The following is a 23,449-nucleotide window of genomic DNA, read 5'->3' on the forward strand; positions in this document are numbered from 1 at the left end:
TGACAACAAGGAGAACTGAGTGAAAAATAGCATTAGTTTTCGATTATGGGGAAGGTATGCATTATTTACCGATCCAATTACTAAAGTGGGTGGTGAAAAGTGCTCATACCATATACCCACTTACGAGACTATAAAAGGTGTACTTAAATCCATTTATTGGAAACCCACCTTAATATGGCATGTTGATAAAGTAAGGGTAATAAAACCGCTACGAACACACACAAAGGGCACCAAACCATTAAATTGGGGGGGGGGGAATACGCTCGCATTTTATACCTTTTTACATGAGGTGGAATATCAAGTAGAAGCACACTTTGAGTGGAACGAACATCGCCCTGAACTTGCAGCTGATAGAGTTGACGGTAAGCATTTTTCAATAGCTAAACGCATGCTCGATAAAGGCGGTCGCCAAGATGTGTTTTTAGGTACTCGAGATTGCCAAGGTTATGTTGAACCTTGTGTATTTGGTGAAGGAGAAGGCGCATATGATCAAATTGACGAGCTTGGTTTTGGCTTAATGTTCCATAGTTTTGGTTACCCAGATGAAACGGGAAAAAATGAGTTAATTAGTCGGTTTTGGCATGCACACATGAAATATGGCGTAATTGAATACCCTAAAACGCAGGCGTGCCCGATAACGCGGTTTGTCAAAGAAATGCACGCCAAGCAGTTCGACTTAGATCAGAACTTGCAACCAGTCATGCAGCTGGAGGCAGAATTATGAGTTGGCTTACAAAACTCTATGAAACCTATGAACAGGCAAAAATACGCTACGATGATTTACCTATTGATCAGCAAGTGATGCCAATCAGTCATACTCCGCAGACAGCTCATGTGCATTTGGTCATTAATGAAAATGGTGATTTCTTAAGAGCCGAAGTTTTAGAAAAGCAAGTACTGATATTACCTGCGACAGAGCAATCAGCAGGTAGAGCTAGTGGTTTGGCTCCGCATGCTTTAGCCGACAAAATACAATATGTTGCTGGAGATTACGCTGCATTTGGAGGCATAAAAAAGCCTGGTTATGATCTGTATTTAACCCAGTTACGTAATTGGGTTGCATCCGATTTTAAGCATAGTGCCGTGCAAGCAATACTTAGCTATGTTGAAAAAGGCCAGTTAGTTAAAGATTTGATTGCTGCAAAAATTATGTTTGCACATGATAATCAACTTTTAACACAGTGGCAGGATGATGGGGAAGCACCTGCATTATTTAAAGTGCTACCAAAAGAAAAAGGTCAACTCGATCAAGGCTCAGCGCTTGTTTGTTGGAGTGTTGAAACCAAAGGCATCGCACAAAGCAAAACATGGCTTGATGAAACAATTCAACAATCCTGGATTGACTATGAGAGTCAAAATGGTGGTGAAAAAGCATTGTGTTTTGTTACTGGTAATGAACAAGTCGTTGCGACTAATCACCCTGCGAAAATTCGCCACAGTGGTGATAAAGCAAAGCTAATTTCAGCGAATGATACCAGCGGCTTTACGTTTAGAGGAAAATTTTTAACCGTTAATGATGCTGCTAATGTCAGTTTTGAAGTGACCCAAAAAGCACATAATGCATTGCGTTGGCTGTTAGCCAAGCAAGGGTATAGAACAGGCGAACAGGTCTACCTTGCATGGGCTGTATCAGGAAAAGAAACTCCTATTCCTACTGAATTAGATCTTATGAGTTTATTTGCTAATTCAGAGGAAGTTGATCACCAAAAAAACTTAGGAGAGAGTTACGCCGAGCAGTTAAACCGCTATTTCTCAGGTATGGTTGGCCATAATGATTTAGAAGCCAATGAAAAATTAGAAGCCAATGAACAAATTGCATTACTAGGTTTAGATTCAGCAACCCCAGGGCGAATGGGGATTATTTATTACCGAGAAACCATTGCTCAAGAATTTATTGATCAACTCCATAAATGGCAATTGGATCTAGGCTGGTGGCAGCGAGTGAAAAAGAATGAAAAAGCCACGTGGTTGCCGTGTGCACCGAGTTTATACAAAGTGCTCGATGGCGTATATGGCGATGTTTTAAAGTCATCTGAGACATTAAAAAAGAACCTTGTCGCACGGCTTTACCCCTGTATTGTTGAAGGGCAACCCATTCCTATCGACATTGTAAATAATGCTTTTCAGCGGGCAACCAATCGCGTTGCTTATAAATCAGACCAAACTTGGCTGTGGTTACAAAACCTTGGTATTGCGTGCGCGCTGTACAAAGGGTATTGCAAGCGCACAGCAAACCTAACACATAAAAAGGACTATAACATGGCATTACAAGAGACTTATGCCTCGCGTGATTATTTATTTGGCAGATTGTTAGCAACAGCAAATAAAATTGAACAAGTGGCACTTTCTATTGGCGAAGGTAATAGGCTTACCACAGCAGAGCGTTATATGAACCGCTTTGTAAGTAAACCAGCTGCTACATGGTTAACCATTTCAACTGCTTTACAGCCATATCAGCAAAGATTACACAGTCGTCTCTCGGGGTATGATAGTGCGACTAAAAAATTAGTTACGAGCATTACCGATATGTTTGAAATAGATGAATTTACATCAGATAAAAAGCTATCACCGGAATTTTTACTTGGTTTTCACAGCCAAATGTTATGGTTAGAGAAGCATAAAGTAGTTGAAGGTCAGTGGGTAAATAAAACTGACTCTGCATTAATAGTAGAAGAACAACCAACACAAGTATTATAAAAGGACTATCTAATGAGTTTATCCAATAAAATCGATTTCGCAATTATTTTTAAAGTTCAAAATGCCAACCCAAATGGCGATCCATTAAATGGTAATCGCCCACGTACCGACTACGACGGTTTTGGCGAAATTACCGATGTATGTTTAAAACGTAAAATCCGTGACCGATTACAAGAAGCGGGAGAAAGTATTTTTGTCCAATCAGATGAGAAAAAAAACGATGGCATGACAAGCCTACGCAACCGCGCTGAATCGGATGAGTTTGGTCTAGGCAAAGACGCATTTAATAGTAAGAAAACGCCAGTAGATGAAGCCGCCAAAAAATGCTGTGAAAAATGGCTAGATGTACGTGCTTTTGGGCAAGTGTTTGCGTTTAAAGGTGCTAACAAAGACGGCGTTTCTATTCCCATTCGTGGGCCTGTGACTATTCAAAGTGCCTTTAGTTTAGAGCCAGTAAGTATCACAAGCACGCAGATCACCAAAAGTGTCAGTGGTGAAGGTGATGGCAGCAAAAAATCATCCGATACTATGGGCATGAAACACCGTGTTGATAGTTCAATATACGTTACATTTGGCGCAATGACGCCACAGCTCGCAGAAAAAACAGCATTCAGTGATGAAGATGCTGCAAAAATAAAAGAAGTACTCACTAAGCTATTTGAAGGTGATGCATCATCAGCACGTCCAGAAGGTTCTATGGCAGTTTCACATTTAGTATGGTGGCAACATAATTCTAAGTCTGGGCAGTATTCATCAGCAAAAGTGCATCAAACTTTACGTGACCATATTGAACAAGGTCTACCACTTAACACTGCCGCTTTAAACGATTCATTAATATCAACTCTTCAAGATCTTAAAACACAAGTGATAGAAGGGTTTTAAATTATGCATGAGGCCCGCTTAATTTCTATCTCAGCCTTACAACACTATTTATTTTGTCAGCGCCAATGTGCGCTGATCCATTTAGAGCAAGTATGGCAAGAAAACTTTTTAACGGCGCATGGTCGCCAATTACACGAGAGAGTAGATCACGGTGGGCCTGAAACACGTAAAGGAGTACGTTTTGAAAGAGGGGTGACAGTTAATGCCCCGCAATTAGGGTTAACCGGTAAGCTTGATTTATTAGAATATCAAGCGTCAATTAATCAATTTATGCCTGTGGAATATAAACGTGGTAAACCCAAAGCCAATAATGTTGATAAAGTGCAATTGTGCGCGCAAGCTTTATGCATAGAAGAAATGCTAGGTGTAGATGTTAATCAGGGGGCATTATGGTATTGGCAAACACGCAAACGTCTTACTGTAGATATTGATGAAGCATTACGTTTGCAAACCAAAACACTGATCTCCGATATTCAAAGCATGTTTTATAGTGCTAAAACGCCACCCCCAATATTTGGCAAGCATTGCAAAGCATGTTCTTTAAATGAAATCTGCCAACCTGAGCTCATAATTAAAGACAGCTCATCGCGTTATATTACGCGTTTATTTAACATGGATGATGAATGAAAAAATTACAAAATTGTTTATACATCACAAAAGAGGGTGCCTACCTTCATAAACAAAGGGATACCTTGTTAATAGAGCAACGTATCGAAGGCAAAAAAGAAAAACTATTGCAAATACCAATTCATTCTATCGGTAGTATATTTTGCTTTGGTAATATTATGGTATCGCCGCAACTACTTGGGTTTTGTGGTGAAAGTGGCACACACTTAGCTTTTTTTGATATGTATGGAAAGTTTTTAGCCAATGTAGTCGGCAAGCAAACGGGGAACGTATTACTTAGACGCCAACAATTTAGTGTTCAAAATGAACAAGCACTTGATATTGCTAAAATCTGTGTAGGAGCTAAAATTCGCTCATCTCGTGTATTATTAATGCGCCATAGGCGAAATCATGGTGACTCAGTTCAATTAACCAAAACAATAGATCGCCTTAAACAAATCGTTGCTCAGTTACCCTATATAAATGAATACCAAACGGTTTTAGGGTTAGAAGGCGAAGCCGCATCGCATTATTTTGCAATATTTGGCGAACTGATAAAGCCAAACAAAGATAATATGTTATTTAAAAACCGCAGCCGTCGTCCCCCCAAAGATCCTGTTAATGCCGTACTTTCACTACTGTACTCAGTCTTAGGGCAGGAAATAAGTGGCGCTTTGCAAGGTGTTGGCCTTGATCCACAAATTGGCTTTTTACATAAAGAACGATCTGGACGCAACAGTTTAGCATTAGATTTACTCGAAGAATTTAGAGCGAGCATTGTCGATAGTATAACCATTAAATTATTCAACAATAAGCAACTTAATAGCAAAGATTTTACTCAAGATGCAGTAGGCGGTTTTACCCTAAAAGATGATGCTAGGCGATTGGTTTTTCAGGCTTATCAAGCAAAAAAACAAGAAGAAATAACACACCCTTTTTTAGGCGAAAAAATACAAGTTGGGCTCTTACCACACGTACAAGCAATGCTGCTTGCCCGTCATATTCGTGGTGATTTGGCTAAGTACCCTGCTTATTATGTACAAAAATAATCACTCAAATAAATTCATTTATAAGGAAATAGTACAATGATGATATTAGTAACTTATGATGTTTCTTTTGAAAATGAAGGAGGGCAGAGACGACTACGTAATTTGGCAAAAGTGTGCTTAGATTATGGTATGCGAGTTCAATATTCTGTTTTTGAATGTGAGGTTGACTCAACACAATGGCTTATGTTTAAAGAAAAGCTACTTTCAATATACGATCCTGATGTTGATAGCCTAAGGTTTTATAAATTAGGTAAAAATTGGCAAAGTAAAGTTGAGCATTATGGTGCAAAAGTCGCCATAGATATTTTTAGAGACACATTAATTTTATAAACTCGCGCTACCCCTTTGTTCTCATCAAAATACAGGGGTCTTAGCGATTTTTTAAGCTCTTTAAAAACAAGGAATTTATTACGAGTAACACTGTAATGATTATTTTATTATGATGTTATCTATGTGGTTAGCGGCATATTATAAATTATGCTAGGCTAGCCATGCCTTTTATTTAAGGCAGTCGCGCCTCACGCAGGCGCGTGGATTGAAACTTATATTTTGGCGACCAATTACCCGATACCGCAAGTCGCGCCTCACGCAGGCGCGTGGATTGAAACATCGATACAATCTATTATTTTAGTCATGTTAATCGTCGCGCCTCACGCAGGCGCGTGGATTGAAACCATTTTTACAGGCATCGGTATTGATACCGTTGTGTCGCGCCTCACGCAGGCGCGTGGATTGAAACAAGATGTGACGTTTTTACCTACAAAATCTACAACGTCGCGCCTCACGCAGGCGCGTGGATTGAAACTTTAGTGCTGTTTCATCGGCATCGCTTAAGTTCGTCGCGCCTCACGCAGGCGCGTGGATTGAAACGCTTTAGTTGTTTTTAACTTTTCGCTCATTTCTGTCGCGCCTCACGCAGGCGCGTGGATTGAAACTGCTCCTGATACTCAAATGTGTTTTAACTTAGGTGGTCGCGCCTCACGCAGGCGCGTGGATTGAAACTGGTTATATTGGTCGTATTGATTCTTTTGAAATGTCGCGCCTCACGCAGGCGCGTGGATTGAAACATGAATCGCTTGGTGGTTAATTCACTATGCAATGTCGCGCCTCACGCAGGCGCGTGGATTGAAACTTGTAAAGGTAATGGCGTTAATTCATCCAATGTGTCGCGCCTCACGCAGGCGCGTGGATTGAAACAACTAGGGCAGGCACGCAAGCCACGAATGATCAAGTCGCGCCTCACGCAGGCGCGTGGATTGAAACTAAAATCCGTACATCAAAAAAGAAAGACTCTTACGTCGCGCCTCACGCAGGCGCGTGGATTGAAACCACGTTTACTTTTATACATCGTAGTTGGGATGAGTCGCGCCTCACGCAGGCGCGTGGATTGAAACAAACTAGTACTTTATTATAGTACATCTATTTAATGTCGCGCCTCACGCAGGCGCGTGGATTGAAACTCTGGGATTAAATTAATAGTCATTATAAGTAGTGGTCGCGCCTCACGCAGGCGCGTGGATTGAAACCGGAGAGTCATCGGTATTAGCAATTTTTTTAAACGTCGCGCCTCACGCAGGCGCGTGGATTGAAACTGAAAATGACAGCTCTACAACGCCATTTACATTCGTCGCGCCTCACGCAGGCGCGTGGATTGAAACAAAGCCAATCGGCTTGTCGTTAACAGTTTCAACGTCGCGCCTCACGCAGGCGCGTGGATTGAAACAGTATATTGTTAATCGTTACTTCCCTGAGATTCGTCGCGCCTCACGCAGGCGCGTGGATTGAAACCATGATGTCAGTGTTGCAGTAAATTGCAGTGTTGTCGCGCCTCACGCAGGCGCGTGGATTGAAACTCTTAATGCGCTCCAATAACTTAAGTGGTATAAATGTCGCGCCTCACGCAGGCGCGTGGATTGAAACATGTGCGATATCCTCTTATTTACTTAATTTGGCTGTCGCGCCTCACGCAGGCGCGTGGATTGAAACTAGCGGGTCTATACCTTGCCCTGCAAAAAGATAAGTCGCGCCTCACGCAGGCGCGTGGATTGAAACATCACTTACACCGGATTTTGCAGACTCGCATAAAGTCGCGCCTCACGCAGGCGCGTGGATTGAAACGGAATAAACTAATTGCAGGTATGAGAGCAAACAGGTCGCGCCTCACGCAGGCGCGTGGATTGAAACTTGAATGTCAAGTTTAGACAATAGTTGATTTGCGTCGCGCCTCACGCAGGCGCGTGGATTGAAACCCCGCTCGCGGCATTTTAGTCACCAGTTTTGACAAGTCGCGCCTCACGCAGGCGCGTGGATTGAAACTTTAGATCCAAATAAGAAGAGCTGGTCGTGGGTGTCGCGCCTCACGCAGGCGCGTGGATTGAAACTATGGGGATTTTGCGATCAATTGTTGGTACGTCAGTCGCGCCTCACGCAGGCGCGTGGATTGAAACAAATCAACATATTTAAAATTTAAAAATACAGTTGTCGCGCCTCACGCAGGCGCGTGGATTGAAACAAGCAGCATATATAAAAGCGCTCCTAGTGAACTAGTCGCGCCTCACGCAGGCGCGTGGATTGAAACAGAAAAAATAAGTGGGGTTGGCAATGTTTGAGCTGTCGCGCCTCACGCAGGCGCGTGGATTGAAACCAGCAGTGAGCAAACCCTTTCCTAATTTTTATCTAGTCGCGCCTCACGCAGGCGCGTGGATTGAAACAAAGTAACTATCACCGAAGAGGAAGATGAGTTCACTGTCGCACAGGCAGCTTAGCTGATGAGTGACCGACAAAAATGTCGGGAATATTTTTGAACTGCGAAGCAGGCCTTTATGGCGAAGGGTAGGACGCCTAAAGTAAACGACATATCCAGTAAAGAGTGCAGTGCGAAGAAGTGAGGTCATGGCAGATTTTTGTTTCCGACAAAATCTAAGTACCTAAATACATTTAGGCAATGACTTCTGTAACCAAGCTCCATGGATGGATTGTTAACAGCGAGGTTTATTTGAAATTAAGTTCGCTTTGATCTGTCGCGAGGTAAACTCGCAGCTACGAATACATGGCTCTAGTGCTCTTCATCAAAGACCTTAATTTGATTGCGGCCTGATTTCTTTGCCACGTAAAGTGCGCTGTCGGCGGCGAGGATCATCATATCGGCGGTGGTGTGTTTAGTTGGTTTACAGCTGTAACACCCGATACTGAGGGTGAGGTGGTCGGCTATGTTTGAGTTAGGGTGCAGGATATTTAGTTGGCCTATTTGCAGTTGCAGTAATTTGGCAAATTTTAAACAGTGGGTTTTATTAATGCTGGGTAACACAATTGCAAATTCTTCTCCGCCGTAGCGGGCTGCTAAATCACCTTGTCGTTTACATAAGTTATGCAGTGCATGGGCAACTTGTTTGAGTGCCTCATCGCCTTGCGGGTGGCCATGATTGTCGTTATAAAGTTTAAAATAATCAATATCACACATGATTAAACTCAATGGTTGATGTGAGCGTGTTGCGCGTTGAATTTCATTGAGTAAGGTTTGATCAAAACAGCGACGATTAGCGATATTTGTTAGGCTGTCGAGATTTGCTTGTGATTGCAGTTCTTGGTTGGCTAATAGTAGTTGTTGTTGAGCTTGCTCTAGGCGTTGTTTATAAAAAACATTTTTGAGTGCGTTGGTTATAATTTCACCTACCAGTTTGATCCGCATAAGATCGGTGTCGGTCCAGTGGCGTATATGTGTTACGCAATCACAGCCAATAAAGCCAAATAAGGTGTTTTCAGAGCGTAGTCCAATACATAAAACCGATTTGATCTCTTCTGATTCAAATTCAGCTTTTTCAGCTGCTGCAGCTGGGGGGAGCAAATTAACGTCCGATACCTTAAAAACGTGTTTTTCGTTCATGGTGATAAAAAAATACGGTAATAGGTCTTGTTGAATATCTTGCAGCTTTTCTTTAAATGGTTTGATCTGCGTATTAACCCATTCATGAGTGTTGCTCATGGCTTTGCCGTCGTCGCTAAATTGAAATAAATAGCTTCGGTCGGCATCACAAAAAGTACCTATGGTTTTTAAAGCGCTTTCGATCTGTTGATCGAGGTTGTCTATTTGTATATCAATAAGTTGTGTTGATATTTTTGCTATTACTTCGTCAAAATCAGCTTGCACAGCAAACGATGAGTGCGGTTCAAGCGCCAGCATTATTAACTGTGGGCCAATTAAACTATAGGTGACTGTAACACGCAGGGTTGTGTGTTTTGTGGCAATATTATAGGTGTGTTCTGTGTTATTTTGGGGAGTTAAAAATGTGTGATAATCAACAATCGTGTGGTTTTCTATTTGTTGAATCGATAAGTGTTGAAATGCTTTTTCCACTGGACTTATTGCTGGCATTAATTTAAGTAACTGCTGACTTGATGGGTTGGCGTGCAGCGTATCTGTTTGTTGATCAAACAGTATCATTGCAAGTGGTAATGCTTGTAAAGATTGCCAAATTTCGTCTACAGAATACTGTTTCACTGGAATTCCAACGGTTTGTTAACATGTTAAGTTTACATTCAGTTTGAAGAAAATGGTACTTTAATTGGCCGTTTTATAGATAAATTAACTCAATATTAAGTTTTTAGTGCGTTTGGCTGATGGAAGTATTACAATTGATACTGTATATCATTACTCTTTTAAACGTTTCTTAGAATGATGACTTTTAGCACACTAAAGCACAGGTAAAACCGCCTTTCATGACCGATATTACAACTCACCAAGCATCACGACGTAGATTATTAATTGCATTAGCCATCACAAGCGCATTTATGGTTATTCAAGTTATTGGTGCCTATTATGCAAACTCTCTTGCCGTATTAGCCGATGCGGGGCATTTATTTGTTCATAATAGTTCTTTATTTATTGCCTTGATCGCATCGAGCTTAGCGATTCATTTAGCTAAAAATTACAACGATGGTTATCAAAAAGCAGAGTTAACTGGTGGTTTGATCAATGGTTGTTTGTATTTGGCGATCAGTCTGGTGATTTTATACGAAGGCGGCGAGCGTTTTATGCATCACCATGAAGGACAAGGCCCCGCCGTTAATAGTTATTTAATGTCGGTTATTGCCGCCACTGGATTTTTATTTCATGGTGCCGCAGCCTGGGTATTATATAAAGGTAGAAAAGCCAGCTTTAATGTTTATGCGGTATTTTTACATTCATTTTTTGATTTGATTTCAACCGTGTCTACGTTTGTCGCCGGTATACTTATTTATCTAACTGGTTGGAGTGTTATTGATATTTTATCCAGCATGTTGATTGCGTTATTTGTTATGTTTACTGGCGCAAAAGTGATTGTTGGGTGCGTTAAAGGTCTGCGTTTAAATAAAGCAAAGCTACCCGATGTGGCTGATATTGAAAGTGCTATAGGGCAAGTTGAGCATGTAGAAAATGTGCATAATGTTACGGTTATGCGCCGCGATAAGGAGTTAGTGGTAGGAGCACATGTGGTACTTAAACACCATTGTACTAACGAGAAACATGATGAAGCATGCCGACTTAAAGTTGAGCAATTACTAGCGAGGCAATTTAATGTTGGTAATTGTGTATTGCAAATCGAAAGCCATGGATGTCAGCATTAAATACAATTAGTTAACTTGGCAAAACGCGTTTTTTCTTTTACTTTTAGATATAGCCTATTTTATTCGGAAGCGAACATTGCCGTTTTCTCAGCATCGATATTTTGCATTTAGCTGCTCCATACTTTTGGGCGTGTTGGCTGGCTTTGTTAATTTACTGCCGTTTTGGTTTTTGGACAGCTCTGAATTTTTATTTGGTCAGCTTTTTGTTTTAATTTGTTTGTTACTATTTGGCTTACGCTACGCGTTAGTTGCGTGCACTATCAGCGGTGCTTTTATTTTTTATCGTTGGGGACATTGTTGGCCATCGATCGTGTTTGTTGGTGAAGTACTTTGGCTGTATTACTTTAGTTTTAAAGCCGCGCGGCTGCTGTTTATTCGTGGTATTATTTATTGGTTGTTAATTGGTATTCCACTGCTGGGCCTTATTGGTTATTTTGTCATTGAGTTACCCTCACTTGCTATCGTGACCGCCTTAGTTAAGTACTTATTAAATGCCGCCATTATTTTATGTGTTATTGATTTACTAAGCTTTTTCTTTATCCAGCAGGTATGGCAAAAGCGACCGAATTCTCTGTATAAAATTCTTAATTACATTGTAAGTATTCTTATTATTTTAGTGGTGCTATTAACCACTATTGTACTTACCAACAATCATTACGCGCGTATCGAATACGAAGTGAAGGCGCAGCTTTCTGAAAAATCTGAAGATATTGCTGAAAAAATTGACCTGTATTTAAATGACTATCGTCGTGGCATCGTATTAACTGCAAAAGCCATCGAGCAGGGGGTTGGTAAACAGCTAGCATTGAATCAGTTAATGGCACTTTACCCAAATTTTCTTACATCAATGGTCACGGATGAAAACGCAATAGCGCAGGTATTCAACCCGCTAAGTTTACAAAAAAAATTAACAGGCAGTAATTTATCGGTTGCCGATCGGGATTACTTTACGATAGGTAAAGACTCGCCCACAGGGTATATTTCTAATGTTTTTAGGGGCCGAGGGTTTGGTAATGAGCCTATTGTGGGTGTTTCTGCACCTGTGCATGTTAACGGGCGTTTTCAGGGAGTGGTTGAAGGCTCATTAGTGTTGGGCTCATTTTTGCAATTTAGGCCAACCATATTTGATAATGATGGCGAATTGATAATTCTTGATGCCAAAAAACACGTGGTGTTTAGCACTTTACCTACCCATTACTCGGTATTAACTCAGCTCACTGAAGATAAATTTACCCAGTTACAAGGTGATCAACAGTCCATAATGACTACCGACATTGATGGTGAACAATATTATGTAAAAATATATTTATCACAACAACAAGGTTGGTATGTAGCAAGCTTATTAAAACGGAAATACGCAAACCTTGTGGCGGCTAGTGCATGGGGGCAATCACTATTACTCACTCTTATGGTGATTATTTTGATCAGTATTTTTATCACCCAGTTGAGCCGATGGTTGGTGAGGCCTATAGAAGAGCTTACTGAACAAATCGATGCGTTTGATCCTAATGCTGATATCAGTGAGTTACAGACGCAAAACAATGCGTGGCTGGAAATACTGAGTTTACAGCAGCAATTTGCAACTTTAGCATTTAAATTGACCAGCAACTTTAAAGATCTAGAGCAAGTGAATACAGAAAATGCAGCACTGAATCTGCATTTAAAACAGTTTAATGTGAAGTTAGAGTATCAAGTCAATGAAAAAACAGATGAATTGGTTAAAGCTGTGGCAGTTGCTAATCAGGCTAGTAAAGCTAAATCACAATTTTTAGCGAACATGAGTCATGAAATTCGCACCCCGCTTAACGGTATTATGGGGCTAACTGATATTTTACTTAATACTGATGACGTGAAGCTGGAACACCGTGAACAGTTACAGATGATCCAGCAAAGCGCAAAAAATCTATTATTGATTCTAAACGATATTTTAGACTTTTCTAAAATTGAGGCGGGGGCAGTCAAACTAGATATTCATATCGTTAATGTACGAAAACTGCTTACCCAGTTAGCGCAGGTATTTACAAATACAGGTGTACAGCCAGGCGTTGAATTTACATTAAATATTGCTTCGTCAGTACCTGATGTGGTGCAGTTAGATTCACTAAGGTTAAGCCAAATTGTCAATAACTTGCTGAGTAATGCGGGGAAATTTACACAAACAGGCAGTATAACAATGAACATTGATTATGCTGATAATCATTTGTCTGTGGCGATCACCGACACTGGCATTGGTATTTCTGAGCAGCAGCAATCATCGTTGTTTCATGAGTTTACTCAAGCGGATATTTCAACTACGCGGCAATATGGTGGCACAGGGTTAGGCTTGGCTATTTGTAAGCGAATAGTTCAGTTAATGGGGGGCAAGCTTAAATTACACAGTGAAGTTGGCAAAGGCAGTTGTTTTACGATCATCATTCCTGTTGAAGTGACGCAATTTAGCCATCAAGTAGACATACAGCAAAGCCTCCCCGATTTAACTGGGCTGAAACTATTACTGGTTGAAGATAATCTAATCAATCAAATCGTTATTTCAAAAATGCTTAGTGATACCCATTGCACCTTAGAGGTTGCTAACGATGGTGAAAAAGCATTGGCGTGTTTACAACACAATATGGCCGATATTATTTTAATGGATTGCCAAATGCCTATTATGGATGGTTACCAGTGCACAACTGAGATCCGTAACAACAGTGCTCAATTTGGCTCTGTGGTTATTATTGCCATTACCGCTAATGCTTTTGAAGACGATCAAAAACGTTGTTTAGAAGTTGGGATGGATGATTTTATAGCCAAACCTGTGGATCGCGGCCAACTTTTTCAATGCCTTAAAAAATGGGCTGATACATTGAGTTAGCTATGTAGTTTGCAACTTCTCTTGCACTGCTTGGATATACGCATCGCTAATGAGTATGTCGGCAGTTGTTGGTTTTGCAAAATAATAGCCTTGTAGGTCATCACAGCCGATGCGATTTAAAAAGTGTATTTGCTCAATTGTTTCTACGCCTTCAGCAATGCAGTAGAGATTTAGGTTTTCAGCTAAGGTGTGGATTGTTTTGATGATCGATTCATTATTACTATCTTGGCCGATATTACGCACAAAGCTTTGATCTATTTTAATCACATCAATTGGAAATTGACTTAAATATGTTAAAGACGAATACCCAGTACCAAAATCATCCAGTAATAATTTAAAACCTGCGTTTCTGAGCGTTTGCAGCTGCTTAGTCGCTTTGTTTTTGTCATCAAGCAAGGTGTTTTCAGTGATCTCTAAGCGTAATTGTACGGGTTTTATATGGTGCTGATTTAAAATAAGTAATAAGCGTTCGGTTAAATTAGATTTTAAAATATGCACCGGTGATAGATTTAACGATAAGTAAAATCGTGGGTTAGTTTTAAATAATGGTGCGAGATCTTCAAGTGCACGGGTCAACGCTTGCTCGGTGAGTACATCGATTAAACCTGTTTCTTCAGCAATAGGAATAAACACTGCTGGGGATATCAATTCAGCTTGGTGTTGCCAGCGCATCAAGAGCTCTACACCGTTTATTTTTTTGCTTTTATTATTCACAATTGGCTGGTAATTATTAAAAAATAAATCGTCCTTGTAGGCATCTTTTAAGGCATTTTCGAGCAATAGCTTGTGGGTGATTTGGTTATTCATTTGTTCAGTGAAAAACTTAAAGCCGTTGCGGCCTGATTGTTTAGCATGCATCATCGCTATGTCGGCATTACGAATAAGCTCATCGGGGGTGTCGGCATCAAATGGGTAGAGTGCAACTCCTATACTGGCCGAGATATTAATTGAAAAATCGTTGATCACCACCCGTTTAGCAAGCTCTGAGGTGAGCTTACATACTAAGTTACTTAAATTTTGTGGTGATTCTAAGTTTTTAATTAATAATAAAAACTCGTCACCACTTTGACGCCCTACAATGGCATCTTTATCAAGCATACTATTCATGCGAAAGGTAATATCACATAACAGCTGATCGCCAACCGCATGACCAAACGAGTCATTCACTGGCTTGAATTTATCTAAATCTATAAACAGCAAAGCAACCAGACTCGCATGTGTATCGGCATCTTTTATCGCACGTGATATCTTTTGGTACATTAATGACCGATTTGGTAACTTAGTTAATGGATCATAATTGGCCAGATAACGTAGTTCATTTTCAGCGCGTTTTTGCTCAGTTAAATCAGAAATAACCACCACATAATAACTCACTACATTACCGTCTTTTGCCACTGCGGTAATACTAATATGAATAGGATGCGACGGATTTATATTGGTTTTTATATAAGCGTCTCCTCGCCAGTTTTGTTTGGGTTGCAATGATTTTAGAATACTGATGAAATCGACATATTGTTTTTTCCCAAGGGCTGCTAAAAACCGTTTTAGTTCAAGCTTTGCTGGGGTTATTTGAATTGAGAATGCCTCTGCAAAGCTATTATTAACAGAAAATGGAGTGAGTTGACTGTCTAAAATAAGTAGCCAGTCGTTTATTTGACTAAAGGCTTCACCTAATATCGCTGCTTGCTGTGCTGTGGCACGCTGCTCTGTAATATTGGTATAAATACCGGCTAATTTGCTCGGATAGCCTTGTTCATTCGTTTCTATTACTTTCCCTATGTCGTGATACCAGAGCCAATTACCATTGGCATGTTGAAGTCGATAAGTGGCTTGCCATTGCTGAGCATTTTTTTGAGTGATGAATATATGCCAATCATGACGCATTTTACGCTTATCATCAGGGTGTATTAATGCGTAAAAATCGTCAAAATCGAAATTTTTTGGCAAAGTTTTATAGCCTAATTCATGCTTTAAGCGTAGTTGTTTTATCCAGTGTGCGGCAATATCAACTTCCCATACACCGCTTTTACTACTGTTTAAAGCCAGCTCTGTTTGTTGTTGTGAATGCAGTATTTCATCGTGGCTGTGCTTAATAATGCGCTGCCGGGAACGGTATTGCCAAAAAATTATAAATAGCACCAAAAACGTAATTACTAAATAAAGGCTTATTGCAAGCGGTGAGCGCCATGGGGCATAGGCGACAGTAAAGTTAAGCGTTTTTTTATCACCGAGGACTAAGTCATTTAAGTTATATGCCGCGATTGTCAGTTGATAATCGCCAGCTGGGAGCTTAGTGAAAAAGACTTTATTATTGTTTAGCTTGTCATAACTTAATGTACTGGGACCCGTTAATGACACCTTATAGCGTGTACTATCAATATTTTGAAAATCAAAGTTGGAAAAGCTAACTTCTAAGCCCACGTCTTCATCAGTCAGGTGTAAGCGTTGGTTAGCATATTGTAATGGATGATAATTGAGTGCGCGGGAAAGTAACGATATATCGGTGATTTCAGTCACAGTGCTGTGGCGGTCGTTAGGGACAGATAAAAAGTCTTGCGGGGCGAGCGTTAGCACGCCGCGTGTACTACCAAAAGCTAAGCGACCATCGTTTAATTGTGTTTGTGAGTCGATATTAAATTCATTCACAGTTAAGCCATCTTTAACGGTATATGTATTCAATTGCATTGAACTTAAATCGAGTCGATAAAGGCCATTTTTACTACTGATCCATAAAAAGCCAAATTGGTCTATTTGCAAGGCGGTAATTGTTTTCGTTTTTATACCATTGCTAAGGTTAATACGGTGTTTTACTTCGTAGCTGTCGGCGTCAAGACCAATCAAACCTTCTTGAGAAGAGGCAAGCCACAGGGTATTGTTATAATCGATGACCCAATCATCAATAGTGACATAATTTATCGGATTATAATTTTCAACTTCGTAGATCAAGGTGAGTTTTTGGCTTGGCTCATTATAACGATATAACGCGCCAGATACACTGATCACGTAGTCAGCGGGTTTATTGGGTAACGGTTTTAAAAACGCATGTGCATTAATGGGATCTAATTGCTCTTTGAGGCCTTTAATGGCGTTAGTCTGCCCACTGCTTCCATCATAAAGGAAATAATCACTATCGGTAAAAAATGCAAAAGTATCAGTCGTAATTTGGTGATAGCCGTAAGTTGGGCCACTGTTGAGAATAGCGTGTGTATTTCCTTGTATTGGTAGGGCAATTTTTTGCTCTGTTTTTTTATCAAATAAAGCAAGGCCATCATACAGTAGTAACCACAAATAACGATCTGGCTCATTTAAGTGTGCCGAGGCAATGCCATACACAGCAAATTGGCCATAAAACGCTTTGCTGTCATCGCTGGCTAAGTAGGTTTTTTCGGTTGTCCCATCTTGGCGCATTTTGGCAAGACCATCATCGGTGCCCAGCCAAACGGTGTTATTGTCTTGATAAACAGCAAAGATCACATTACTGTGCAATTTATCACTGCTGGTGATTTGAATATTACCAAAACGTCTTGCTAAAGTTGACCAAGTAAACACGCCTTGTGAGCGCGAGGCAAGCCACATAAGCCCTGTTTTATCAACCATCACATCTAAAATAGTGTTGTCGGTCATATGAAACTTACTTTGATCAAACCGTAATAGAAACTCATTGTGATCAGTGTGGCGATGGTATTGATAAAGACCATCCTCAGTGACTATAAATTCACCATATGGGGTATTAACATAGTCCCAAATATTATGCTCCGCGAATAGCGTTTTTACGTTGTTGAAGTCTAATAAACTATGGTTATTAAATGCGATCGAATAAAAGCCTTCGACCGTGCCAACCAGTAAGCCAAGCTGCGAGTCGATTGATAAAAATTTGATATTGTTGTTATCGGGATTGAGCTTGTCTTTTGCAATCAAAGGTATTTTAGTAATGTGTTCATCAATTAATGATTTTGAGTACAAACCATCGGTGGTGGCGATATACAAAAAATCATTGTAGATGGTAAGTGCCCGTACGACATTGTCATCTTTATTGATTGAAAATTCATGAGTTAAAGTATTTTTTTGCGGGTCAAAAGTATACACATGTTCGTTAATAGCGTAATAAAACAGCTGCTGATGTTCGACGATGGCAAAAATAGGAGAAAAGTGTTTATCTTCAGCGTTTAATTTACCTGAATAAATTTTGCTGACTTTGAGTGTCACAGGATCAATAATAAATGCACCAGAATACTCAGTCGATACAAAAATATCGCCGTTGTGTGTTTCGAACAATACAATAATTGAGAGTTGATCCAGAGTGTATTCACCAGAGAATATTTTTACCTCATAGCCATCAAACCGATTTAGACCTTGCTGTGTGCCGATCCAAATAAACCCTAGTTTATCTTGTAGTGTGCTAGTAACGTGGCCTTGTGATAACCCTTCACTAGTAGATAAGCGTTGCAATTGCTGAGCATAGCTTTGAGCACTGTTATTAACACTAAAAAAAGTGCATAAAAAACTAAATAAGATGAAAAAAAAATTACTCAATCGCACTTAAGATACTGCTCCCCTGAGATAAAGTAGCTGTTAGCCATTAGTAAATATAGCATAGCAATTTACAGTTGAATTAAAATAAGATTTACCTTTATATTATGATGTTAGTTATGTTTAGATCACAGGATGTTTACATTGCCTCATTCATTTAATGCTCACACCATGCAAAGTCTGCTGTTAGTTGTCGATATTCAAGACAAATTAAGTGCGGCGATGCCTCGTTACGAACAAGTAAAACAGGTCACAGTGCAATTAGTAAAAGCCGCGCAATTGTTGCATATTCCTATCTTAGTCACCGAACAATATAAACAAGGGCTTGGCGAAACTGATCAGCAATTAAAAGCTCAGATTGGGCAGGCTGAATACGTTGATAAAACCCACTTTAGCGCGTGTAAAGAGGCTGGTTTTTTAGAGCTTATTGCCAGCTATAAACGCCCGCAGATCATTGTGGTTGGTATGGAAGCGCATGTATGTGTATTACAAACTTGTTTAGATTTACTGACGCAAGGTTATCAGGTGTTTTTAGTCATGGATGCGGTTAGTTCGCGTAATGATCTGCACCGCGATTTAGCCATCGCTCAGTTAAGACAAGCAGGTGCTGTGATCAGCTGCGCTGAAAGTGTCATTTTTCAATGGGCCGAAGTGGCTGCAACACCTGTATTTAAAGAGATTTTAAAGATTGTTAAATAAGCGTGGCAACAAGAAGAGAATAATTTCACTTCAGCATTGTAAATGATAGTGGTTTTTATTATCATGCCGTAAATTATTTTGATTGCTGTATAAATATCAATGAAACCTTCTTTAATAGCATTAGCCCTAAGTTCTATTACCATGACGCCTGTTATCGTTGCTGCGCAAACAACGGTAGCAGGATCTGCAACTGATGAGTCTACTGTTGCGAAAAACGACATAGAAACCATTTCAGTCGTTGGACGAGCGTTTTCACTGTATCGCCCAACAGAATCAACGTTTGGTACTCGTACCGATACGCCGCTAGAGAAAATTCCACAGTCAATTCAGGTTATTCCGCAAGCATTAATTAACGATCAGGCTGCACGTCAAGTAACTGATCTGTACAGCAATATCGCGGGTGTAAATGGCTTTAGTTACTCAGGTGTTACGTTTCGTGGTTTTCGCCAAGATGAAATTTTATACGATGGTGTAAAAGGTGACCCATTTAGTGGTTTTGCAGTACCACAGTTGTTTAATATTGAGCAAGTGGCTGTTTTAAAAGGCCCTAGTGGCGCAGTGTACGGCAGTGGTAACCCTGGCGGGATCATTAATTATATGACCAAAAAGCCCAGCTATGATAGTAAAACAACCGTTGCAGTTGAACTGGGTAATGATGATTTTTTTAGTGCCGCAGTCGAATCAACGGGCAGTGCCAATGACGCACAGACCCAAGCCTACCGTGTTGGTGTTTATAAAGATTCAGATAAACCGTTTCGTGAAAATACCAGCGAAGATAATACCATTATTGATTTAGGCTATCGTTTTGATTTTAGTAACGATACTAATTTGGTATTGCAATATACCCATGTTGATCAAGATTTAGGCGGCGCTAGATTACGTGGCGTGCCAGTGGATAAAAATGGTAACTTCATTGCCGACATTAGCTGGAATCATAATGAAGCAACGGATTATCAAACCGTTATTGCTGACGTGTTTCAAGCAAGTTTTCAGCACCAATTTAATGAGGTATTTCGCAGTGATATCACTGCGCGTTATTTTAGTAACGATGCTAATCAAAACTATCATGAGCCGCGTGGACTAAGTGATACTGACGGCGATGGGGTACTGGATTGGAGCGAGCGCGAATTTCGTGATCAACAACGCGAAAATACCGGGCTTAGTTTTACTGCCAATTTAATTGCTGACACTGAGCTTGCCGCTATGCAACATGTGATGCTGGTGGGGGTAGATTGGTATAAGCATGAGTTTGAATCAGCATATAGAACAGCTGTACAAACCAGCAAAGGCGGCCCAGTTCCAGGGATCTCAATATTAAATCCTGTGTATGGACTGACTTCAAAAGATGATTATGATTTAGCAAACGTAACACCGCGTTTATCAAGTACTGAGTCAACACGTATTGGTTTGTATGCACAAGATCAAGTAGATGTTACCGATAAATGGAATGTTACGGTTGGCCTACGTTATGACCGCTTTGAAGACATCAATGTACTTAATAACACCGAGTTTTCAGACAGCGATGTGACGTATCGTATCGGCACAAGTTATAACTTAAACGATACCTTCTTTCCTTACGCACTTTATGGCACAGGCTTTATGCCACAATCAGCCCGTAATCAAAACCAAGATGTAGGTGGGCCATTTAAACCAGAGCATAGCAATATTCGTGAACTTGGTTTACGTACTAAGTTACTTGATGACTCGTTGGCAGTGAACATGGCAACGTACCGTATTATCCGAAACAATATTTTACAAGCCAGCACTGAGTTATCAGACACTGGCGTTGATCAAATGGAAGCATTAGGCGAAGTTGACAGCCGAGGCTTTGAACTTGAGATTGTTGGCGATGTCACTGAGCGATTAGTGATCACTGCAAGTTACGCATACAACGACACGCGTATTGTTGAGCAAAGCGAAAAGTTTTCCGCGCAAGCAAAAGGCAGCGATAAATTTGCCAATGCGCCACAAAATACCGCAGGGTTGTGGACGCGTTATGAGTTACCACAGTTGCATTCATCAATTGCGGCAGGTCTTGATTATGTGGATGAACAAGTGAGTCTCGATGGTTATAAAGTGCAGCCCTACACTGTTTATAACATGGCATGGAAAACCGAATACCAGCAATGGGTTTGGCAGCTATCAGTGAAAAACGTGTTTGATAAAGAATATGCATCAAGTGGCTTTATCACCCGTACAGGGCATTTCCCGGGCGAACCACGCCGCGTCTATTTGTCGGCTAAGTACACATTCTAAACTGACAATTTCGCACTATGAAAGCAAAGCAGTGGTTTAACTTACATGCTTGGGCAGGGCTCTTGGTTGGCAGCTTGTTATTGATAACGTGTTTATCTGGCACGTTGGCAACCTTGAGCCACGAAATTGAATATCTTAGTGATAGTAAATTCCGTGCCCTCTCGCATTCCCCTAATACTGACTTTGCTGCAATTGAGAATACACTTGCCCAGCGTTATCCTGGCAGCCAAATCATTAGCATACTGCGCCATCAGCAACCTTACTTAGCAACCGAAGTGTCGCTTAAGTGGCAGCAACAGTTTTTGTTTGTGTATGTTGATGGTGCAACGGGGCAATGGCTTGGCGAAGGCCAGTGGGGGCGAGTATCGCGCTTTTTACGTAACTGGCACATGAACCTATCGATGGGTTGGACAGGTAAGTTGATCGTTACGAGTTTAGCCATTCTCTTGGTTATTTTAGTGGTTACTAGTCCGATTGTTTATCGCCAGTGGTGGCGACATTTTTTAAAAAAGCCACGGCAATTACAAACAACCAATCGTAGCAGCTGGGCTGATTGGCATAAATTACTGGGGCTTTGGAGTTACTGGTTTATTGTGGTCATGGCCATTACTGGCGTGTGGTACTTAGTTGAACACACCCTACAAACAGCCAAAATTGACCATTATATAAACCCCCCCGCAGAGGTTACGGATCTACAAACTGACGTCGCGCATCCGCCAGCGATAAGTGCCATGGTAAACGCGGCGCAATCAGCGTTTCCAAGTTTACACATTCGCGCTATACAATACCCAAGCAAAGCAAATAAACCTGTTGTGGTACAGGGCGATAATGATGACGTTTTAGTACGCTTACGAGCTAATAAAGTGTATTTAGATCCAGCTTCAGCAGATGTACTGGCAATTCAAAAAGCCGTAGATTTACCTGTTATCGCACGCATCAAAGATACCGCCGATCCTTTGCATTTTGGTAACTTTGCAGGGCTTGGCACGAAGTTAATTTGGGCTGTATTTGGTTTTTTAATGACCTGTATATGTATGGCTGGTTTGTATATGAATTGGCTGAGAGTAAAGCGTAAGCAGCCTTCATTATTGCAATGGTTTGGTATCATGGGTGCAGTAAGTGTTTTATTAGTATGTTGTTCGCTGATCCTCACAACGCAAACATTTAGTGTACGCCAAGCACCAGCAAAATTATATTCGCCGGTGCTGTAACGTGCAGATAAAGTTAGCTAGTAACTAGGCCGTAACAACCCAAAGCAACAAACACTATTGCAGCAAGCATTCTTACTTTTGCCATTGGAATACGTTTTAGCAAGGCATTGCCAGCATAAATAACTGGCACATTGGCAAGTAACATACCTACAGTGGTTCCTATGGTTACCCACAACACTGATTGATACTGAGCGCCAAGCAATACTGTTGCTATTTGGGTTTTATCGCCAATTTCGGCAATGAAAAACAGCACCAAGGCAACTAAAAAAGCCCCGTATTGATCGTACTTATTGCTTACTTCTTCATCTTTATCTGGGATCAGTAGCCATAAGCCAACGGCAATAAAACAGCCGTTCACAATCCAAGGCAGGTACGAAGAGGTAAAGCTTCCCGCTAAATAATCGCCCAACCATGCAGATAAACCATGATTGATAATAGTAGCGACTAAAATACCTAAAATAAGTGCGGGTTTATTGGCAAAGCGGGCAGCTAACAGCAGGGATAAAAGTTGCGTTTTATCGCCTATTTCAGCTAAAGCAACGGTGACGGTTGATGTGATAAATGTATCCATTTTACTTCTATAAGGCGGGAATATTAAACCAAGGTAAACGCCTATCTCCCGCCATGAGGATAGTGTTTACCCAGGTCTTGCCGATAATGCTTGCTACATTACAAACTTACCATGCACATGAGGTGCAATTATGTTGATAAGTTTACTTGCTGCGCTTTAAGTTAAAAGGCATCAAGCAGGCTACTCCCCCGAGAAGTGCGCACTTTGCCACAATTTTTTTTTAGAGTAAAGGTACAACAACAGGTTTTGTGGTGTGGCTGAACTCTGTAATTGAATTCGACTAGCTCATATTTGTAGAAGTGTAAGAAGCAACCTTTATCCTACAGGCTTATTTTTTCCAATGCTCTTTAGGACTATATAGTGATTTGAGTTGTTTCCACTTATGTGGATGATAATTCAACATATATATTAAAACTGGGTTATATCGCTTTTCATTGAAATTAGGGCTATCTTTAATTATATGGCAAATCAGATTATTGAGACTGTTTAG

At 40.6% G+C, this 23,449-nt stretch carries 14 protein-coding genes and 1 CRISPR repeat array; of the genes, 11 read left to right on the forward strand and 3 right to left on the reverse strand.

Going from position 1 to position 23,449, the window contains the following annotated elements:
* Positions 1–19 precede the first annotated feature (19 nt).
* The 6 genes from cas5c to cas2 are packed head-to-tail and all read left to right on the forward strand — an operon-like array spanning position 20 to position 5,564.
* Positions 20–724: a type I-C CRISPR-associated protein Cas5c gene (gene cas5c / locus J7338_RS00755; protein ID WP_210794668.1), complete on the forward strand. Its 705-nt coding sequence runs from the start codon at positions 20–22 to the stop codon at positions 722–724.
* Entirely contained in the window at positions 721–2,697 is a 1,977-nt protein-coding gene (gene cas8c, locus J7338_RS00760; RefSeq protein WP_210794670.1) for a type I-C CRISPR-associated protein Cas8c/Csd1, read from the forward strand. Before cas5c ends, cas8c begins: the two co-directional genes overlap by 4 nt.
* 12 nt (positions 2,698–2,709) lie before the next feature.
* On the forward strand, positions 2,710–3,579 hold the full coding sequence (cas7c, locus tag J7338_RS00765; RefSeq protein WP_210794672.1) for a type I-C CRISPR-associated protein Cas7/Csd2: 870 nt from the start codon (positions 2,710–2,712) through the stop codon (positions 3,577–3,579).
* Between the two features lie 3 nt (positions 3,580–3,582).
* Entirely contained in the window at positions 3,583–4,206 is a 624-nt protein-coding gene (gene cas4 / locus J7338_RS00770) for a CRISPR-associated protein Cas4 (protein WP_169018861.1), read from the forward strand.
* Positions 4,203–5,234, forward strand: coding sequence for a type I-C CRISPR-associated endonuclease Cas1c (cas1c, locus tag J7338_RS00775; protein ID WP_210794674.1), 1,032 nt, complete (start codon positions 4,203–4,205; stop codon positions 5,232–5,234). Before cas4 ends, cas1c begins: the two co-directional genes overlap by 4 nt.
* A 36-nt stretch (positions 5,235–5,270) precedes the next feature.
* Positions 5,271–5,564 carry a CRISPR-associated endonuclease Cas2 gene (cas2, locus tag J7338_RS00780; protein ID WP_210794677.1) on the forward strand — a complete coding sequence of 98 codons (294 nt, stop codon included), beginning with the start codon at positions 5,271–5,273 and terminating at the stop codon, positions 5,562–5,564.
* 180 nt (positions 5,565–5,744) lie between these two features.
* Positions 5,745–7,945: a CRISPR direct-repeat array (repeat unit 32 nt; unit sequence GTCGCGCCTCACGCAGGCGCGTGGATTGAAAC).
* Between the two features lie 344 nt (positions 7,946–8,289).
* Here the strand turns inward: cas2 and J7338_RS00785 are convergent.
* On the reverse strand, positions 8,290–9,732 hold the full coding sequence (locus J7338_RS00785) for a sensor domain-containing diguanylate cyclase (RefSeq protein WP_275074574.1): 1,443 nt from the start codon (positions 9,730–9,732) through the stop codon (positions 8,290–8,292).
* A 218-nt stretch (positions 9,733–9,950) separates the two neighbouring features.
* On the opposite strand from J7338_RS00785, the gene J7338_RS00790 reads away from it, so the two are divergent.
* Complete coding sequence (locus tag J7338_RS00790) at positions 9,951–10,838, forward strand: cation diffusion facilitator family transporter (protein ID WP_210794679.1); 888 nt, start codon at positions 9,951–9,953, stop codon at positions 10,836–10,838.
* 76 nt (positions 10,839–10,914) lie between these two features.
* Positions 10,915–13,692: an ATP-binding protein gene (locus tag J7338_RS00795; RefSeq protein WP_210794681.1), complete on the forward strand. Its 2,778-nt coding sequence runs from the start codon at positions 10,915–10,917 to the stop codon at positions 13,690–13,692.
* Here the strand turns inward: J7338_RS00795 and J7338_RS00800 are convergent, their stop codons facing one another.
* The gene (locus J7338_RS00800; protein ID WP_228732884.1) at positions 13,693–18,141 is read right to left on the reverse strand and encodes an EAL domain-containing protein; all 4,449 of its coding nucleotides are present in this window, start codon (positions 18,139–18,141) and stop codon (positions 13,693–13,695) included.
* Positions 18,142–18,357: 216 nt separating this feature from the next.
* On the opposite strand from J7338_RS00800, the gene J7338_RS00805 reads away from it, so the two are divergent.
* The 3 genes from J7338_RS00805 (at position 18,358) to J7338_RS00815 (ending at position 22,388) form a co-directional block, all read left to right on the forward strand.
* Complete coding sequence (locus J7338_RS00805) at positions 18,358–18,921, forward strand: isochorismatase family protein (protein WP_210794685.1); 564 nt, start codon at positions 18,358–18,360, stop codon at positions 18,919–18,921.
* Between the two features lie 99 nt (positions 18,922–19,020).
* Positions 19,021–21,177, forward strand: coding sequence for a TonB-dependent siderophore receptor (locus J7338_RS00810; RefSeq protein WP_210794687.1), 2,157 nt, complete (start codon positions 19,021–19,023; stop codon positions 21,175–21,177).
* Between the two features lie 17 nt (positions 21,178–21,194).
* Entirely contained in the window at positions 21,195–22,388 is a 1,194-nt protein-coding gene (locus tag J7338_RS00815; protein ID WP_210794689.1) for a PepSY-associated TM helix domain-containing protein, read from the forward strand.
* Between the two features lie 13 nt (positions 22,389–22,401).
* On the opposite strand, the gene J7338_RS00820 is transcribed toward J7338_RS00815, so the two are convergent.
* Positions 22,402–22,959, reverse strand: a complete 558-nt coding sequence (locus J7338_RS00820) for a TMEM165/GDT1 family protein (RefSeq protein WP_210794691.1) — start codon at positions 22,957–22,959, stop codon at positions 22,402–22,404.
* Positions 22,960–23,449 lie beyond the last annotated feature (490 nt).

The organism is Pseudoalteromonas ostreae (assembly GCF_018069805.1).
Lineage (GTDB): Bacteria > Pseudomonadota > Gammaproteobacteria > Enterobacterales > Alteromonadaceae > Pseudoalteromonas > Pseudoalteromonas ostreae.

Coding starts and splice junctions, on each gene's coding strand:
- J7338_RS00790 (WP_210794679.1), top strand. CDS start 9,951: ATGACCGATATTACAACTCACCAAGCATCACGACGTAGATTATTAATT.
- cas1c (WP_210794674.1), top strand. CDS start 4,203: ATGAAAAAATTACAAAATTGTTTATACATCACAAAAGAGGGTGCCTAC.
- cas2 (WP_210794677.1), top strand. CDS start 5,271: ATGATGATATTAGTAACTTATGATGTTTCTTTTGAAAATGAAGGAGGG.
- cas7c (WP_210794672.1), top strand. CDS start 2,710: ATGAGTTTATCCAATAAAATCGATTTCGCAATTATTTTTAAAGTTCAA.
- J7338_RS00815 (WP_210794689.1), top strand. CDS start 21,195: ATGAAAGCAAAGCAGTGGTTTAACTTACATGCTTGGGCAGGGCTCTTG.
- cas8c (WP_210794670.1), top strand. CDS start 721: ATGAGTTGGCTTACAAAACTCTATGAAACCTATGAACAGGCAAAAATA.
- cas4 (WP_169018861.1), top strand. CDS start 3,583: ATGCATGAGGCCCGCTTAATTTCTATCTCAGCCTTACAACACTATTTA.
- J7338_RS00805 (WP_210794685.1), top strand. CDS start 18,358: ATGTTTACATTGCCTCATTCATTTAATGCTCACACCATGCAAAGTCTG.
- J7338_RS00820 (WP_210794691.1), bottom strand. CDS start 22,959: ATGGATACATTTATCACATCAACCGTCACCGTTGCTTTAGCTGAAATA.
- J7338_RS00810 (WP_210794687.1), top strand. CDS start 19,021: ATGAAACCTTCTTTAATAGCATTAGCCCTAAGTTCTATTACCATGACG.